Origin of the sequence: Magnetospirillum sp. LM-5 (assembly GCF_902729445.1) — a bacterium.
In the GTDB taxonomy this organism is placed as follows: Bacteria; Pseudomonadota; Alphaproteobacteria; order Rhodospirillales; family Magnetospirillaceae; genus Magnetospirillum.
The window spans coordinates 82554-98142 of the sequence record NZ_CACVCE010000002.1 but is presented as its reverse complement, the minus strand read 5'-3'; the positions used below and the strand labels follow the sequence as shown (position 1 = coordinate 98142).

The following is a 15589-nucleotide window of genomic DNA, read 5'->3' as shown; positions in this document are numbered from 1 at the left end:
CCTTAACCCGTGGACCTGACCGCCCGCTGGCCTTTCCGCACCGCGCCGATGAACACAATCGCCGAGACGTTCATCACCAGCGCATAGACGATGGAAGGCACCATCATCGCCTGATTGCCCAGCAACGTCGCGGCGACGAAGATGCCCAGCGCGCCGTTCTGCAGGCCGGTTTCCAGCACCAGGGCGATGTTTTCGCGGGGCTCCAGGCCCAAAAGGCGCGACGACGCCCAGGCCGAGACCATCACCACCACATTGACGGCGATGGCGGGGGGAAGGATCTCGCCGGCATGGGCCATCATCACATTCCATTGGCTGGCGAAAGCCCCCACCACGATCAGCGCGAACAAGGCGGTGGCGACGTGGCGGGCCGGGTTGCGCACGGCTCCCGCCAATCGGGGCGCCCAGCGATTGATGGCCATGCCCACCAGCAAGGGCAAGGTGGCGACGGCGAACAGGCCGCCGGTCATGCGGGCGATGGGCAAATCCACCGGGGCGGCCTGCCCCAGGAAGTGGGTCAGCGCCCAATCGACCACCAGCGGCACCGTCACATTGTCGGTGATCGAGGTGATGGCGGTCAGCGTCACGGCCAGGGCCGTCGCACCTCCGGCCAGATGGGTCAGCAGGTTGGCGGTGATGCCGCCCGGACAGGCCGCCAGGATCATCAGGCCGACGGCGAATTCCGGCCGCGGCCGGAAAATCGCGATGGCTCCCAGCGCCACCAGCGGCAGCAGCACCATCTTGCAGGCCAGACCCAGGGCCACGGCGCGGGGACGGCTGGCCACCAGCCGGAAATCATCCAACGTCAGGGCCAGGCCCATGCTGAACATGATGAAGGCCAGCCCCACCGGCAGGAACACTTCCGCGATCATAGCAGCGCCCCCAGGGCGGCCAGCACCGCCAGCATCACCTGAAAGCGCGCCGTGGCGGCCAGGATGGCGTTGAAGGCCGGCCCGCGCGGCCGGGTGGCGAAATCGATGATCAGCCGGATCGCCAGCGGGGCGGCGGCCAGGCACACCCAGCCGCCGTCGGGCGCGGTGGGGGCCATCATCAGCGGGAACGGCGTCAGCATCATCAGCGCATAGGCCAGCCGCGAGCCGTCAATCCCCAGCCGGATCGCCAGGGTGCGCCGGCCGACCAGACGGTCGGCTTCCAGGTCGCGGTAATTGTTGGCCATCAGCACGGCCGCCGCCGGCAGACCAAGGGCCAGCCCGACCACCAGAACCTCGGGCGTCAGCGTTCCCGCCTGCAGCCAGTGGGTGCCGGCCACCGCGCCAAGGCCGAAGAAGGCGACGACGAAGACCTCGCCCAGGGCGGTATAGGCGATGGGCCTGGGCCCGCCGGAATAGGCCCAGCCGGCCGCCAGCGAGGCCACGCCCAGGGCCAGGATCGGCCAGCCGCCGACATGGGCCAGATAAAGCCCGATCAGCCCGGCCAGGGCGAAGCAGGCCATGGCGGCACGGCGCACCCGGTCGGGCGCTGCCCAGCCCAGGGCGGTGACCCGCGGCGGGCCTTGGCGCAGCGGCTGGTCGCCGCCCCGAAGCGCGTCGCCCAGATCGTTCCACAGATTGGTGCCGGCCTGGATGGCCACGGCGCCGGCCAGCGTCGCTGCCAGCACCGATGGCGAAAGGCGGCCAAAGCCGCTCCAGGCCAAAGCGGTGCCGGCCAGGACCGGGGCGATGGCGATGGTCAGGGTGCGCGGGCGGATCGCCGCCAGCCACAAACGCCAGCCGGTCGGCGGCTGGTCGCCCAGACTGGCCGGAGGCGGCGCGGTCGGCGGCTGATGGGTAAGGCCGCCCTCGATCCTCATGGTTTGGTCCCTTGGTGCAGGCAGGCGATGCCGAAAGTGTAATCGCGCCAGCCCACCTCGACCAGCCCGGCCGTTCGCATGGCGTCGGCCAATTCATCGCGCTCGGGGAAACGGCGGATCGATTCGACCAGATATTCATAGGCCGCCGGCTCGCCCGCCACCCACGCCCCCAGGCGGGGAATGACGTGGAACGACCAGGCATCGTAGAACGGACGGATCAAGGCCCAGGCCTGCGAGAATTCCAGGCACAGGACGCGTCCGCCGGGTTTCAGGACGCGCACGATCTCGGCCAGGGCCTGGTCGGGCCGGGTGGTGTTGCGAAGCCCGAAGGCGATGGTCACCAGATCGACCGAGGAATCGGGAAAGGGCATCGCCTCGGCGGTGCCCTCGGCGAACCGCACCGAATCGGGGCAACGGGCACGGCCGACCTCCATCATCGCCTCGCTGGGGTCGCACACCACCACCAGCCGGTCGGGGGCGGCCATCAGGCGGGCGATGTCGCCGGTGCCGCCGGCCAGATCAACGATGAACTGGCCGGGCTTGGGTGCGGCTCGGCGCGCCATGTCCCGCTTCCACAGGCGGTGCACGCCCATGCTCATGACGTCGTTCATCAGGTCGTAACGGCCGGCGACCGCCTGGAACACCGCGCGGATCTTTCCTTCGCGCTGTTCGGGCGTGACCTGGCTTTTGCCGAACGTCCCCGACAGCGGATCGGTCACGGCAGGTCGCCCTTGCGAAACACCCGATAACCGGTCCAGGCCGCCAGCGTGCCCAAGGCCACCGGCCAGGCCAGGGCGAAGGCCAGATAGCCCTTGGCCCCCAGCGAATCGAGGATCACATAGGCCGCCGGCCCCAGCACCACCATCTGCGGATCGAACAGCAAGATGGCGGCGGTGCGGAAGGATTGCATCGGATTGACCAGCGCCAGCGACACCACCAGTTCCAGCGGCATGCGATCACGCACCATCACGCCCAGCAAGATCAGGTCCAGGAACAGCAGCAGCACCAGCCACAGCAGGAAGGCCCCGGTCTGCGCCACGTCGGACGAGCGCGCCAGGGCCGAAATCAGCATGCCGAAGCCCAGGAACGACCACGCCAGCGCCACCAACAGCGCGGTATAGACGGCGAACAGGTCCCAAGGCACGCCGATTTCTTGGACGCTGGACCAGGCGGCGGCGCCGACCATGGCCAGGAACACCGGCAGGAAGACCACGCTGAAGCGGCCGACCATCTTGCCCCAATACCAGGCCGACAGCGGCACCGGCAGCGACAGCATGTATTCGAAGATGCCGGCCTCGCGGTCGCCGGCCACCGAGCGGACGGTGGTGATCAGGATGAAGATCGGCAATATGGCGACGCACAGCTGGATATAGGTCACCAGCAGCCGCGACAGGCCGGTGAAGCCCAGGATGCGCGATTCGGTCAGGCCGAACACGAACAGCACCACCACGATGCCGCCGAAGACCAGCGCGTAGAACCCGAACCAGCGCGCCCGCAAGGATTCGGTGATGTCCAGCCAGGCGGCCCGCAACAAGGCGCTCATGTCAGGTGCTCCCCTGCTCGGGCGTTTCGCAGCGGCTGGTCGAGCCGCGTTCCAGGATGGTCTTCCTCAATTCGGCGAAGCTGATCGCCCCCGGCCGTGGCTCGGGCAGCGCGCCGAAATTGTGGGCCATCGGCGATTTCTTGCCCGACAGGTACCAGGCCAGGCGGCCATCCAGCCACACCCCCTTCTCGACGTCGCCGACCCAGAACTCGGTGGCGGGATCGTCGGCGAAGGGCTGCTTGGCCAGCCACAGTACCGCGTCGCCCAGATCGTCGAACTTCGACACCTTCTTGTCCGGGCCACCGCGCACCTGGGCGGCGAAGCGCGGGTCATCGATGATCATGCCGCAATAGGCGCAATATTCCTTGCCCCAGCGCACCTCGACCGGGCCGGTGCCCTTGTCGAAGCAGGCCGACAGCGGCGCCGTCAGGGCGGCGCCCAGCAGACCCAGCAAGGCGCGCCGCGTTAAACCGTTGCAGGAGCACATGGCGCACCCTCCTTGCCTTCGACCAGTTCCAGCCCGCCGATCAGGCCGGTATAACGCGACAGCATGCACATGAAGCGCAGGCGGTCCGGGCCGTTGACCAGCCCCGACCATTCCCGGTCGGTGCCGGTGAAATGCCACTCGCCCAATGTGCGGGCGAAGGCGTCGTCGGGCCGGACCAGGGTGATCTTGCAGCGCATGCGGCTGGCCATATCGACACTGTCGGCGACGCGGTCGTCCAGCACCACCCGGCCCATATCCATCTCGATGACACGGTTGACCAGGGCGGCGACCTCGTCCAGGCGGTGGCTGGTGATCAGCATCACGCCGCTTTCCTTGCGGGCCGCCAGCAGGCGGAAAAAGATGTGACGGGCCTCGGGGTCCAGGTTGGCCGCCGGCTCGTCCATGATCAAGATGTCGGAATCGCGGCCCAGGGCCACGCCGATCAGGGTCTTCTGCTTCATGCCGCCCGACAGCTTGACGAAGGGCAGCTTGCGGATGCGGTCGTATTCCAGCCCCAGTTCCTCGATCACCGCCACCATGCGGGCCGGGTCGCTTTTGCACACGCTGGCGGCGAAGCCCACCAGTTCGCCCACCGGCATCTTCAGGGGCGGCGGGATCTGCGGCACGAAGCCGACCCGGGCCAGCACCTGGCCGCGATGGTCGCGCGGCGCCAGGCCATCGACCGCGACCGTGCCGTCATGGGTGTACTCGCCCAGCAGGCAGCGGATCAAAGTGGTCTTGCCGGCGCCGTTGGAACCGACCAGGGCGATGCGGTCGCCCTGGGCGATGTCCAGCGTGACCCCATCGAGCACGCGGGCCCGCTTGAAGGTTTTCGTGACGTTGCCGAAGCGGATCATGGCGAGCTTCGTCCTTTCCTACAGCAACCTGTCGAGGCCCTTGACCTCGAACTTCAGCGACCCGGTCGGGCAGATATCGACGCACAGGCCGCACCGGGTGCAGTCGGCGCCGATGCCGTTATTGACCTGGGGGGCGTAGCCCTTCTTGGTCATGTCCAGCACATGGGGCACCAGGCACACCTTGCGGCACGCGCCTTCGTGGTGGCAGTCGAGCGGGCGGTAGACGACGCGGACCGGGCTGACGGCGCCGACCATGGCATAGGTGATGCCGATCGGGCACATGTAGCGGCACCACATCCGCCGCGAATAGGCCACTTCCAGCGCCAGCAGCAAGGCGACGATGGCCAGGGCCAGGCTGGGACCATAGATCAGGGCGCGGCTGAGGATGCCGGTGGGCGAGATGGTCTCGAACACGGTATAGCCGGTGGCGAGCGCCAGGCCCGCGAAGATCACGTACATCACCACCCGGGTCCGCCTGTGCAGCACATGGTCCTTGACCAGCTTCTTCGCCGCCAGCTTCAGGTGCAGCGCCTCGGCCCATTCGGCCAGCAGGTGATAGGGGCAGACCCACGAACAGAAGGTCCGGCCGCCCAGCAGCCACCACATGAACAATACCGTGGTGGTGCCGATGATCAGGTTGATCAGGATGGTCTTGAAGGCCAGCGTCACCTGCAGCGCCGAATTGAGGTCGGCGAAGTGGAAACCGATGACCCGCGACGCGGTCAGCGCGCCTTCGATCAGCTGAACGTCGAAACGGTAGGACGCCACGAACAGCAGGTTGACCAGCAGCAACGTGATCCAACGGCGGTTGCGCCAGGTGTGGACCTTGTGGGATTCGTGCTGTTCGCGGGCGATGGCCTCGCGCTCGGCGGCATCCAGCTTGTGGGCCCGCTTGGCCGCGTGAATGGCGGCGGCCTCGGCGGAATATTCTTCGGGCGCCGGCTTGGTCGGATCGCGGCCCAGCATGATGGCCAGGGATTGGATCAGGCTCATGATTGCCCCCACTGCTTGCGGGCATCGATGACGATCGCCGCCGGCTCGGTCGGGCAGATCATCTCGCACATGCCACAGCCGACGCATTTCTCGGTGATCTCGGGGGTACGGCGCTTGTCGGCGGAATCGTCACTCATCGGCACCAGGCGGATGGCGCCCTCGATCGGGCATTCGCGGACGCACAGATCGCACAATTCCAGATCATAGGGATGGTCGGCGATCTTGATCGGGTTCCAGCGATCGACCTTTTCATAACGATGGATGCCGGGAAAGCCGGCGCCGCGCGCTTGGCCCTTGAAGCCGGCGCCCTGGCGGGCCAGGCAGATGTCGGGCTTGTCCAGCCGGGCCAGGCCCATGCGGACCTCTTCCTTCTTGGACAGGGTATGGGTCAGCGCGCCGGTCGGGCAGGCCAGGATGCATTGCACCGCGTCGCACGAGAAGTCGCAGGCCTGAACGCGGGCGTCGATATGGGGCACGCCCAGGCCGAAGCCTTCGGTGATGTCGCCCAGGACGATGGCCTCGACCGGGCAGACCTGGACGCACTGGCCGCACTTGATGCAAGAGGCCAGGAACTGGTTCTCGTCCAGCGCGCCGGGCGGGCGCAGGCGCGCCTCGTGCGCGCGGGCCAGCGGCAGCCAGCCGGCCAGCGAGCCGCCGACGGCCAGGCCGCCCAGCAGGACCGAGCGCAGGAAGCGGCGGCGATATTCCAGTTGCACATGGGGCGGCGGCTTGGGCTTCGCGCTCATGATTTCCTCTCCTGGGCTCGGGCCACCACCGGGTGGCCGTCCTCCAGCAACAATTCGGGTTCCGAGAAGGGGGCCAGGCGGTCCAGGAAGTCGATCACCTCAAGGACCGCTGTCCCCTTGAAGAAGCGGGTATTGGGCAGTTCCATCCAGATGCGGCTGGCATAGTTCATCACCTTGTGCGGCCGGTCGCCGATGCCGTCGCCGTCTCGGTCGAAGCCTTCATAGGAATCCCACGAATTGCCGTCCCATTCGTTGCGCTTGGCCGATCCGCCGCCGAACACCGCCACCTCGGTCATGTTGCTTTCGATGCGGTTGCCGGTGAACACATTGCCCTTCCAATCGTTCAGGAAGGAAATGGCGATGTCGTTGAAGGCGATGCGGTTGTTGGTGATGCGGTTGGTACTGTCGGGCTGGAACGGCGACACGTCGAGAAAGATGCCGTTGGCGCAATAGACCAGCTCGTTGCCCTCGATGACGATGTCGCTGGCTTCCTTCAGCGAGATGCAGGTGCCGGTGGCGCCGACCGAATGGGCGATGACGTTGCCGCGTACCACGTCGCCCTGGTCGTACATCATCGAGATGCCGGCCGAATTGTGCAGGAAGTGGTTGTTCTCGATGATGTTGTCGGCCGAGAACATGAAATGCAGGCCGTAGCGGTTGCCCTCGGACAGGGTGCCGGTGACCTTGTTGCGCTTCGAATACCACAGCACGAAGTCGCGGCTGTCCTTCAAGGTATTGTCTTCCAGACTATTGTCGTCGGAATACCACAGGCGGATGCCGTCGCCCCGAAGCCCCAGGTCGCGCTGCTTCGAGGTGATGTGATTGCGGCGCAGGACGTTGAAATGGGATTGCTGCAGGTCGATGCCGAACAGCGCATCCTCGATGACGTTGTCCTTGACCACGTTGTTGTTGCCGCGCACCTGGATGCCGGCATCCTCGGTGTCGTGATTCTCGCCGGTGCCGACCAGCTTCAGGCCGCGCACGGTGGCGCCCGAGGTCTTGACCACCAGCACCGTGCCGAACCCGCCGGCATCGATGGTGGCCTGGCCCTTGCCGTCCAGAACGATCGGCTTGTCCACCACCAGGCGGCCGTTCCAGCGACCGGGGGGCACCACCAGTTCGGCGCCCGCATCGGCCTGGTCGATCATGTCCTGGATCAGGCGGGCGTCCTTGGCGGGCGGCGCCTGGATGGTCGCCCCCGACACAGCGGCCCACAGGGCGCCAAGGCCGGCAGCGACGGACAACAGGACCCGGGGCGAGGGTCGCATGGTCATCACCTCGACAAGTTCAACCGTCCGATTTAAGGCTCTTGCGCCGCAGCAACGCGGCCAGGACAAGCAACAAGGCGCCGGCAACCAACAGGCCGAAGCCGTAATGGGGATACGAGAAGGTCCCGAACTGGGCGACCTTGCCCTCGCCGAACACCGTCGGCATGAAGGGCTTGACGGTGAAGGCGCCCCACGGGTGCAGATTGTGGCCGAACCACCACAGCCAGGCGGCGTAATCGGCGACGAAGGCGATGGGGATCACCATGCCCGACATCGGCAGCACCCACCAGAACGGCCCGGAATAGAACAGAAAAGCCACCAGCATCACGCCGACCAGGGCAAACAGATAGGGCGCGGCGGCGATTTCCAGACGGGCGCCCTTCTCGATCGGTTCCATGCCGATGAAATGGTTGATGACGTTCATTTCGTGGACGCAGTCCAGGGCCTCTTCCTCGTAGACGTCGTCGGTCTTCGGCCGCTCCTTGCAGCCGTTGAACACGCCGTTGACGTGGAAGTGGATCCGCACGCCGTCCGGGAAGGTCTGAGCCGGATAGTTCGGCGCCTTCAAGGCCACCCACCAGATGGGAGAGAAGAACGCGCCCCCGATCAGCAACGCGGCGGCGACGGTGAGGGCACGGAAGGCGAGCGTCAGCTTGCCCTTGTCCTGGGTCTGCATGGCAACCTCTTGGCATTGGATGGAGGAGGAGGGCAGCCCCCTCCCCCACCGGTCAGGGCGTGATTACTCGAAGTCGGGGTTCTTCCAGCCCTTGGGGCCGATCAGATTGGCCGGCGGCTTGATGCGCGAGACGTAATCCAGCACCGCCTTGGTGTCGCGGTCAGTCATCCACTGGATCTGCTTGACCATTTCCGGGTTGGCGTTGCGGCGCTTGCCTTCCTTGATCCACTGGTACTGGCGCAGCAGGTAATTGTAGTGCTGGCTTTCCAGGCGCGGATAATACTTGTCGTTGTCACCCTGGCCGTGGTCGCCGTGGCAGCGGGCGCACTGTTCCTTATAGAGCTTCTTGCCGTGCTCCAGGTCCTTGCCGTCGCCGTAGCCGGGCTCGGGGTTCATCTTCAAGGTGCCGATATAGGCGGCGACATCGGCGATGGCCTGCGGGCCACCGATCTGGTCGGGCAGCGCGAACGGGTACATGGTCGGGTTGTCGCGGTTCAGCGCGCGGATGTCGGCCAGCTGCTTGATGATGACCTTGTTGTGCTGACCGGCCAGCTGCGGGAAGGTGCCGTCGGTCTGGCCCCAGCCTTCCGGCAGGTGGCAGGCGGCACAGACTTCATAAACGTCGCGGCCGTTCTTGAGGTCGGGCTTCAGGTGCAGGGCCTCGTCCTTTTCGCCGCCATTGGCGTTCCACTGATAATCCTTGTCACCCAGGCTTTTGCCCTGGGCCGGCTTGTCCTTGGCACCAGCGGCGTAGGCAGCGGTCCCGAATGCAGCGGTGGCGACCAGGGCCACGGCAACGGCGCGAATCAGCGTCTTCATTCCTCTCTCTCCACACAAGGGTTCTTTAGACAAAACTTATACCCCCCACCCCCCGGGTCACTTGACGTTGGCTAAGAACTCGGCGATGGCCTCGATCTCGCTGTCTTGGACCAGATGCATGACCGGCTGCATGGCGTTGGTCAGTCCGTTGACGCGCTTGCTGGTCTTGATGTCCATCATCTGGGTCAGGATGTATTTCTGGTCCTGGCCGCCGACGAAGGGATAGGTCTTCAAGACCGGCTTCAGGCCGTCCTTGCCGTGGCAGGCGACGCAGGTCTTGGTCATGTAAAGCTTCTTGCCCTCGCCGGACGTCGGCGTGGTGGCGGCGGTCAGGCGCGGCAGGCTGGCCAGATAGTCGGCCAGGGCCTTCATCTCTTCCTCGGTCACCTCTTCCAGGATCGGCTTCATGGTATCGGGCGACAGGCCGTTATTGCGCTTACCCGACTTCATGTCCTTCAACTGGGTGAAGGCGTATTCGGCGTTCTGGCCGGACAGGCGCGGATAGCCCGGTTCCAGCGGCGTGTTGGCGTCTTCGCCGTGGCAGGCGGTGCAGCCCTTGTCGGCGAACAATTGCTTGCCGTCGGCGGCCAGAGCCGGGCCGGCGGCCACCAGCCCCAGGACCAGGGTCAGGGCCGTAAGGGTCGGGGTGGATTTGACAATCATCAATCTCTCCTTGGCCTTTCAGGCAACGGGGGGCGGATTTCTCCGCCCCCCGAGCACTTCGGTTACTGTTTCGGCCTCAAGCCTTACTGGACCTTCTTGGCCCCGTTCTGCTCGAGGTAGGTCTTGGCGCGGATGCCGATGTCGGCGGCCTTGACCTGATACTGGAACCACTGCTCGGCCCACAGCATGGCGTTCTGCCAATCGGCCTTCTTCGCGAAGTCCTCGGACTTGTCCTTGGCGCCCTTGGCGAAGTTCAGCTGATCGGTGGCGTCTTCCACCAGGGCGACCACGGACGGGAAGTCCTTGTAGTTGACGCTGGTGATGTAGCCGACGACGCTGTCGATGACCTTCTGGGTGGCGACGTTGGACGCGACGCGAGCGTCATAGTCCTTCTGGGTATAGGCCACGCCTTCCTTGCCCTTGGCGGTGTCGGCCGCCTTGTAGTTGGCGGGCTGAACCAGCAGGTAGCCTTCCATCTCCAGATGCAGCGCCGAGCAGAACTCGGTGCAGTAATAGGGATAGGTGCCGGCCTTGTTGGCCTTGAAGGTGACCGAGGCGGTCTTGCCCGGCTCGAGCGACAGGTTGACGTTGTGCTTCGAGATGGCGAAGCCGTGCGTCTCGTCCTGGGCGCGTTCCAGGTTGGTCAGGTGGATGATCACCTCGTCGCCTTCGCTCGCCTCGATGATTTCGGGCGTGATGTGCGAACGGATGACGGTGCCGAACACCTCGACCTTGCCCGGGCTACGCTCGGTCCGCTCCTGACCGGCGCGCACCGAAGCGGGATGCTTCTTCTCGGTGCGGGAATCGGTGCCGTGCGGGTAGCGGATATGCGGCTTCAGCTTGTCGGCCGAGATCGCCACCGCGTAGTGGGGCTCGCCCAGCGGCAGCGGCATGTCGTACAGCAGCTGCAGCTTGTCGTTCGAGGCGTCGATCAGCTGGTGGTTCTGCGGATGCAGCGGGCCGACCGGGTTGAAGCGGTCGATGGCCAGCTTGTTCAGCGCCACCACGTACTTGCCGGCCGGCTTGGCCGAATCGCCTTCCATGGCCATCAAGTGGCCGATGTTGTAGTGGATCGAGATCTTGTCCAGCACCTTGCCTTCGCAATAATCCCACTTGGCCAGCTGCGAATCGACATACACCGAGGTATAGGCGACGCAGGGCTTGGAATCGTACTGGGTGTGCAGCGGGCCAAGGCCGATTTCCACCTGCTTATGCAGCGACTTCTGCATATCCAGGATCGGAATGCCGTACTCGTCCTTGCCGGCGAAGGCACCGGCCTTGATCTGCGCCTGGATCTTTTCGAACGAGAAGATCGAGGTGTGGGTGTCGAGTTTGCCCGAAACGGTGATGAACTTGCCGTCCGGGGTGACGTCCACGCCGTGCGGGCTCTTCGGCTCTGGGATCAGGAACAGCACGCCTTCCTTGGCGGCGGTTGCCAGGTCGATGACGGAATGGCCCTTGATCTTCTTGACCTTGCCGGCCTTGAACAGCTCTTCGGCCTTCTTCCAGTTCACCACGTGCAGGAAGTCGGTGTCCTTGGCCGAGCAGCCCGCTTCGAACGGCGGACGGCCGCGCTCGATGCCGCCGACATAACGCTCGGCGCAGAACGAGTTGGTGAACGACCAGCCATCCGACGGGCCCTTGCCGAAGTCGGACAGGTCCTGGCTGTAGGGCGGCAGTTCGAGCGAGAACGAGTTCTCGGGCTCGATGCGGCCTTCGGCGCGGTTGAACTTCCAGTAGGTGACGGCGCCACGATACTTTTCGTTGAACTGCTCCAGGGGCACGAAGTCGCCACCCAGCGGGGCCGGATACTGCGCCGCCTCGATGATGTAGTCGGTGTTCGGCGACACGAAGGTACCGCCGTGTTCCGACTGCAGGATCGGGTTCAGGACGATCTGCTTGGTCTCGAAGTCCTTGAGGTCGATGACCGCGATACGGGGCGTGTTCTTGTCGTTGATGAACAGGAACTGGCCGTCATATTCGCCATTGGTTTCGGAAATCGCCGGATGGTGGGTGTCGCCGAAGGTGATCTCGCGACCATCGACCACCGATCCTTCGCGCAGGACGCGCTTGGATTCGTCATCGAAACCATAGCCCTGCCAGGGCTCGGGGGTGAAGACGCCGATATACTTCAAGATACGCATCGACGGGATGCCGTAAACGATCACCTGACCGCTTTGGCCACCCGAGGAGAACACGACGAATTCGTCGCGCTTGCCGGTGGGCGTGTAGGTCTTGGCGGCGGCCAGGACGTCCTTTTCATTCAGGCCCCGGCGCTTCATCACGTCGGCCAGGCTTTCCGCCGACAGAGCTTCGCTGGCTGCCAGAACGCCAAAGCTCACCGTGGCGAGCAGGCTCGCCAGCTTCATGGTACGTTTCATTTTCCCCACCTATGATCTGTTAAATGGGATATCAGATGACCCAACACTTCGCCGGTGAGGATGAGGGCGCGAGGTTCGGCCAGCCGTGACCTTGGTCAATTCCCGATCATCAATTCTCTGGTGAGATGGCCCCATCACAGGTTCATCGGACGAACGCCATCATGCAGCGCTTCTTCGCCATCCTTGTTTGGGCTTGCCTGTCCACCGCCACCGCCGGCGCCCAGGAACTGACCGGCCGTTTCCTGCTGGACTCCCACGACGCAGGGCGGGTCACCGACCAAAGCTTCGCCGGCAAGGTGCGGATGATGACCTTCGGCTACACCTTCTGCCCCGACATCTGCCCGACCACGCTTTCGACCATGGCCGCCGCCATCGACGCCCTGGGCGCCAAGGCCGGCCAGGTGGTGCCGATCTTCGTCACCGTCGATCCCAAGCGCGACACCGCCTCGCATCTCAAGGAATACGTCCAGGCCTTCGGCCCCAGCTTCGTCGGCCTGACCGGCACGACCGAGATGGTCGAGGCGGCGGCCAAGGCCTTCAAGGTCCGCTACAAGCTGCATCCGCCGATGACCAATGACCCCGACAATTATCTGGTCGATCATTCGGCCGGCATCTACATCATGGATCGGGACGGCCGCTTCGTGGCCAAACTGGGCCATCTGTCGGCGCCCGAGGATGTGGCCGACCGCCTGGCCCAGGTGATCGACGGCAAGGAAAAGGCCCGATGAGGCGGCGCGACCTTCTGCTCGGCCTGGCGGCGGCCGGCCTGATCCGGCCGTCGGCGGCGGCCAAGGTGGAACAGGGATTGTTCGTCCACGACCGCCCGCGCCCGGTCGCCGCCCTGGACATCCGCGACAATCAGGGCCAGACAGCCGGTTTCGACAGCCTGGCCGGGCAGCCGGCGCTGGTCAATCTGTGGGCCAGCTGGTGCCTGCCATGCGTCGCCGAATTGCCGGCGCTGGACCGCCTGAAGCCGCTGATCGAGCCGGAGGGCGCCAGGATCATGGCCCTGTGCCTGGACCGCTCGGGCGCCATCGGCGCGGTCAACACCTATGCCCGGCTGGGCATCCGCAACCTTGCCGTCCATGTCGATCACCACCGCCGCGCAGGCGAGGTCCTGGGCGCGCCGGTCCTGCCGACCACCTTGCTGCTGGACCGGTCGGGCCACGAGGTGGCGCGCTTCGTCGGCCCCGCCCAGTGGGACGGCCCCGAGGCGATGGCCCTGATGCGGGCCTTGATCAAGGGGCAGCCCCTTTCACCAGCCATGGCGCCGCCGCCGCCCGCGAAGACGACGACGGCGCCTTAAGACTTACTCCACACCAGCCCGGCGGCGTATGAGCCGGCCCGGCACGGGCGGCCCCCGGCCCTTAGTTCGTTTGAGCCGGCCCGGCACGGGCGGCCCTCGGCCCTAATGCCCTGCCGGGGCGGCCATGGTGCCGATGGCCATCACCGGCATGTCCACCTGCTTCTTGCCGGCCTTCTCGAACACCAGGGTCACCGGCACCTTCTGGCCCTCGGCCAGCGGCTTGACCAGATTGATGAACATGACGTGGTCGGCGCCGGGCTTCAGCTCGGCGACACCGCCGGCCGGCACGGCGATGAATTCGACCGGACGCATGCGCAGGACTTCGCCGTCCTTGATGTGGGTGTGCAGCTCGACTGTCTTGGAGATGTCGGCCTGGGCGCCGATCAGGCGGTCGTCCTGACCGGTGGCATTCTTGATGGTCAGGAAGCCGGCGCCGGCATTGGCGACCTTGGGCGAAGCGCGCAGGAACGCGCCCGAGATTTCCATGTCGCCGGCAAAGGCGGGGGACACCGCCAGCAGCAGGGCGGCGGTCAGAGCGGTCAATTTCATGATGATGATCCTTGTGAACATGCTCGCGGTTTCCGCACGGCGGGTGGACCGGCGGGGCGCTGGAAAATGGCGAATTGTACGAAAAGGATCAGGCGGCCGGAGGTGCCCGAGGCTGAAGCGGGCCTGAGGCCTGCCCGTGGGCGATGGTCTGGGCGACAACAGCCAACCGGATCTTAGCCGCGCTCTCGGTGGGGAGAGTGAAGTGTTGGGGCGGCACCGTTCCGCCGGCCAGTTGCGCCGCCTGACAGATCAGACAGCAGCCGTCGCTTGCCAGGGGAAGCGTCTCATCCGCGTCGGGGGCAGCCACGGCCCCGCTTTGCGCATGACAGACATAAACACCGAACGCCCCGGAAAACGAGACGTTGGCGCCGGCCATGGCCACCAGGGACAGGCCGGGCGTGGTCGAGGCGAACAGGAAACCCAACAGGGCGGCAAGCGCGGCGACCCGGCGGCTTGCGCCCCGGTTCAACCAACACCTGAACTGCCCGAACTGGATCATCTTCCGCCTCCGACCAAAGCCCACCCTGGCAACCGTGCCAAGGGCGGTCTTTGACCCGGGTCAAGTGTGAGCCAAGCCGATGGCCAGGTCAATTCCCCGCCCGCCTTGATTCCGTCGCCGTCAGCGGGCACCCTGGCTGGATGTTCGCGATCCTGATGGGACTTGCCGCCGCCCTGGCCTGGGGCACCGCCGACTTCGCCGCCCGCTTCTCGGGCCGGGTGCTGGGGCCGCCCCTGGCCCTGCTGGTGGTGACCGCCACCGGCGCGGTAATGGTGTCGGCCTGGCTGGCCGTCACCGGCACCGCCCCGCCCAGCCATCCCACCCCGGCCGGCCTGCTGTACGGCGCCCTGTCGGTGATCGGCACCCTGGCCCTGTACGAGGCCCTGAACCGCGCCCCCATCGCCACGGTGGCGCCGCTGGCCGGAGCGTTTCCGGCCTGGTCGATCCTGTACATGGTGATCTTCGACGGCCTTAGGCCCGAACCCATGGTGTGGGCGGCGATGGCCCTGGTGATGGCCGGAATGTGGCTGGTAGCCCGCTTTGCCTCGGACGCGCCCGACGATACACGGCGGGCCAAGGGCGGCACAATTCTGGCGCTGCTGGCCGGTGGCCTGTTCGGTTTGACGCTGGTGGCCGGCCTGCACGCCACCCTGGATCACGGCCAGGGGCCGGCCTTGTGGCTGGCCCGCGTGGTCGGCGTGGTGCTGGTGGTTCCCTTCGTGTGGCTGCGCCACCGCCCGACCCGGCTGCCGCCGCCGGGATGGCTGGGCCTGGCCGCCATCCAGGGCGTTCTCGACACCCTGGCCTTCGTCGCCATCTTGGCGGTCAAGACCGAGGAAAACGCCGCCATCGCCGGCACGGTATCGTCGAGTTTCGGCATCGTCACCGTCGCCCTGGCCCGGCTGTTCCTGAAGAAAGCCATCCACCGCCTGCAATGGCTGGGGATCATCGCCACCTTCGCCGGCATCGCCACCCTGTCGGCGTTGGGCTAGATC

The 15589-nt window shown here is 65.9% G+C and carries 18 protein-coding genes; 3 read left to right on the top strand and 15 right to left on the bottom strand.

The annotated features are described in order from the left end of the window. Nucleotides 1–2 precede the first annotated feature (2 nt). From MTBLM5_RS02065 to nosZ, 13 genes are all read right to left on the bottom strand, one after another. Complete coding sequence (locus MTBLM5_RS02065) at nucleotides 3–869, bottom strand: bile acid:sodium symporter family protein (RefSeq protein WP_173974144.1); 867 nt, start codon at nucleotides 867–869, stop codon at nucleotides 3–5. Beyond that, a complete protein-coding gene (gene menA / locus MTBLM5_RS02060) occupies nucleotides 866–1807 on the bottom strand; it encodes a 1,4-dihydroxy-2-naphthoate octaprenyltransferase (RefSeq protein ID WP_173974143.1) in 942 nt (313 codons plus the stop codon). Before menA ends, MTBLM5_RS02065 begins: the two co-directional genes overlap by 4 nt. Then, nucleotides 1804–2526 (bottom strand): class I SAM-dependent methyltransferase, encoded by a 723-nt coding sequence (locus MTBLM5_RS02055; protein WP_173974142.1) that lies wholly within the window; start codon nucleotides 2524–2526, stop codon nucleotides 1804–1806. Before MTBLM5_RS02055 ends, menA begins: the two co-directional genes overlap by 4 nt. Further along, nucleotides 2523–3350 (bottom strand): ABC transporter permease, encoded by an 828-nt coding sequence (locus tag MTBLM5_RS02050; protein WP_173974141.1) that lies wholly within the window; start codon nucleotides 3348–3350, stop codon nucleotides 2523–2525. The genes MTBLM5_RS02055 and MTBLM5_RS02050 overlap by 4 nt, the downstream gene beginning before the upstream one ends. A gap of 1 nt (nucleotide 3351) precedes the next feature. Continuing rightward, entirely contained in the window at nucleotides 3352–3837 is a 486-nt protein-coding gene (locus tag MTBLM5_RS02045; protein WP_173974140.1) for a hypothetical protein, read from the bottom strand. Continuing rightward, the gene (locus MTBLM5_RS02040) at nucleotides 3816–4694 is read right to left on the bottom strand and encodes an ABC transporter ATP-binding protein (RefSeq protein ID WP_173974139.1); all 879 of its coding nucleotides are present in this window, start codon (nucleotides 4692–4694) and stop codon (nucleotides 3816–3818) included. Before MTBLM5_RS02040 ends, MTBLM5_RS02045 begins: the two co-directional genes overlap by 22 nt. Nucleotides 4695–4712: 18 nt before the next feature. Continuing rightward, the gene (locus tag MTBLM5_RS02035) at nucleotides 4713–5687 is read right to left on the bottom strand and encodes a NapH/MauN family ferredoxin-type protein (RefSeq protein ID WP_173974138.1); all 975 of its coding nucleotides are present in this window, start codon (nucleotides 5685–5687) and stop codon (nucleotides 4713–4715) included. Further along, complete coding sequence (locus MTBLM5_RS02030) at nucleotides 5684–6433, bottom strand: 4Fe-4S dicluster domain-containing protein (protein ID WP_173974137.1); 750 nt, start codon at nucleotides 6431–6433, stop codon at nucleotides 5684–5686. The genes MTBLM5_RS02035 and MTBLM5_RS02030 overlap by 4 nt, the downstream gene beginning before the upstream one ends. After that, complete coding sequence (gene nosD, locus MTBLM5_RS02025; RefSeq protein ID WP_173974136.1) at nucleotides 6430–7701, bottom strand: nitrous oxide reductase family maturation protein NosD; 1272 nt, start codon at nucleotides 7699–7701, stop codon at nucleotides 6430–6432. Before nosD ends, MTBLM5_RS02030 begins: the two co-directional genes overlap by 4 nt. A 19-nt stretch (nucleotides 7702–7720) precedes the next feature. Beyond that, nucleotides 7721–8377, bottom strand: coding sequence for a hypothetical protein (locus tag MTBLM5_RS02020; RefSeq protein WP_173974135.1), 657 nt, complete (start codon nucleotides 8375–8377; stop codon nucleotides 7721–7723). A 63-nt stretch (nucleotides 8378–8440) separates the two neighbouring features. Further along, a complete protein-coding gene (locus MTBLM5_RS02015) occupies nucleotides 8441–9196 on the bottom strand; it encodes a c-type cytochrome (RefSeq protein ID WP_173974134.1) in 756 nt (251 codons plus the stop codon). 57 nt (nucleotides 9197–9253) lie between these two features. Beyond that, nucleotides 9254–9859 carry a cytochrome c gene (locus MTBLM5_RS02010; protein WP_173974133.1) on the bottom strand — a complete coding sequence of 202 codons (606 nt, stop codon included), beginning with the start codon at nucleotides 9857–9859 and terminating at the stop codon, nucleotides 9254–9256. An 83-nt stretch (nucleotides 9860–9942) separates the two neighbouring features. Then, nucleotides 9943–12240 (bottom strand): Sec-dependent nitrous-oxide reductase, encoded by a 2298-nt coding sequence (nosZ, locus tag MTBLM5_RS02005; protein ID WP_173974132.1) that lies wholly within the window; start codon nucleotides 12238–12240, stop codon nucleotides 9943–9945. Nucleotides 12241–12401: 161 nt separating this feature from the next. On the opposite strand from nosZ, the gene MTBLM5_RS02000 reads away from it, so the two are divergent. Both MTBLM5_RS02000 and MTBLM5_RS01995 read left to right on the top strand, forming a co-directional pair. Then, nucleotides 12402–12968 (top strand): SCO family protein, encoded by a 567-nt coding sequence (locus MTBLM5_RS02000; RefSeq protein ID WP_173974131.1) that lies wholly within the window; start codon nucleotides 12402–12404, stop codon nucleotides 12966–12968. Further along, nucleotides 12965–13546, top strand: coding sequence for a TlpA disulfide reductase family protein (locus MTBLM5_RS01995; RefSeq protein WP_173974130.1), 582 nt, complete (start codon nucleotides 12965–12967; stop codon nucleotides 13544–13546). Before MTBLM5_RS02000 ends, MTBLM5_RS01995 begins: the two co-directional genes overlap by 4 nt. A 102-nt stretch (nucleotides 13547–13648) precedes the next feature. On the opposite strand, the gene MTBLM5_RS01990 is transcribed toward MTBLM5_RS01995, so the two are convergent. Together MTBLM5_RS01990 and MTBLM5_RS01985 are read right to left on the bottom strand one after the other, a co-directional pair. After that, nucleotides 13649–14095, bottom strand: coding sequence for a copper chaperone PCu(A)C (locus tag MTBLM5_RS01990; RefSeq protein WP_173974129.1), 447 nt, complete (start codon nucleotides 14093–14095; stop codon nucleotides 13649–13651). A gap of 88 nt (nucleotides 14096–14183) precedes the next feature. After that, nucleotides 14184–14594 (bottom strand): hypothetical protein, encoded by a 411-nt coding sequence (locus MTBLM5_RS01985; protein ID WP_173974128.1) that lies wholly within the window; start codon nucleotides 14592–14594, stop codon nucleotides 14184–14186. A 140-nt stretch (nucleotides 14595–14734) separates the two neighbouring features. Here MTBLM5_RS01985 and MTBLM5_RS01980 point away from each other — a divergent pair, with 140 nt between their 5' ends. Then, nucleotides 14735–15586: a DMT family transporter gene (locus MTBLM5_RS01980; protein ID WP_173974127.1), complete on the top strand. Its 852-nt coding sequence runs from the start codon at nucleotides 14735–14737 to the stop codon at nucleotides 15584–15586. Nucleotides 15587–15589 lie beyond the last annotated feature (3 nt).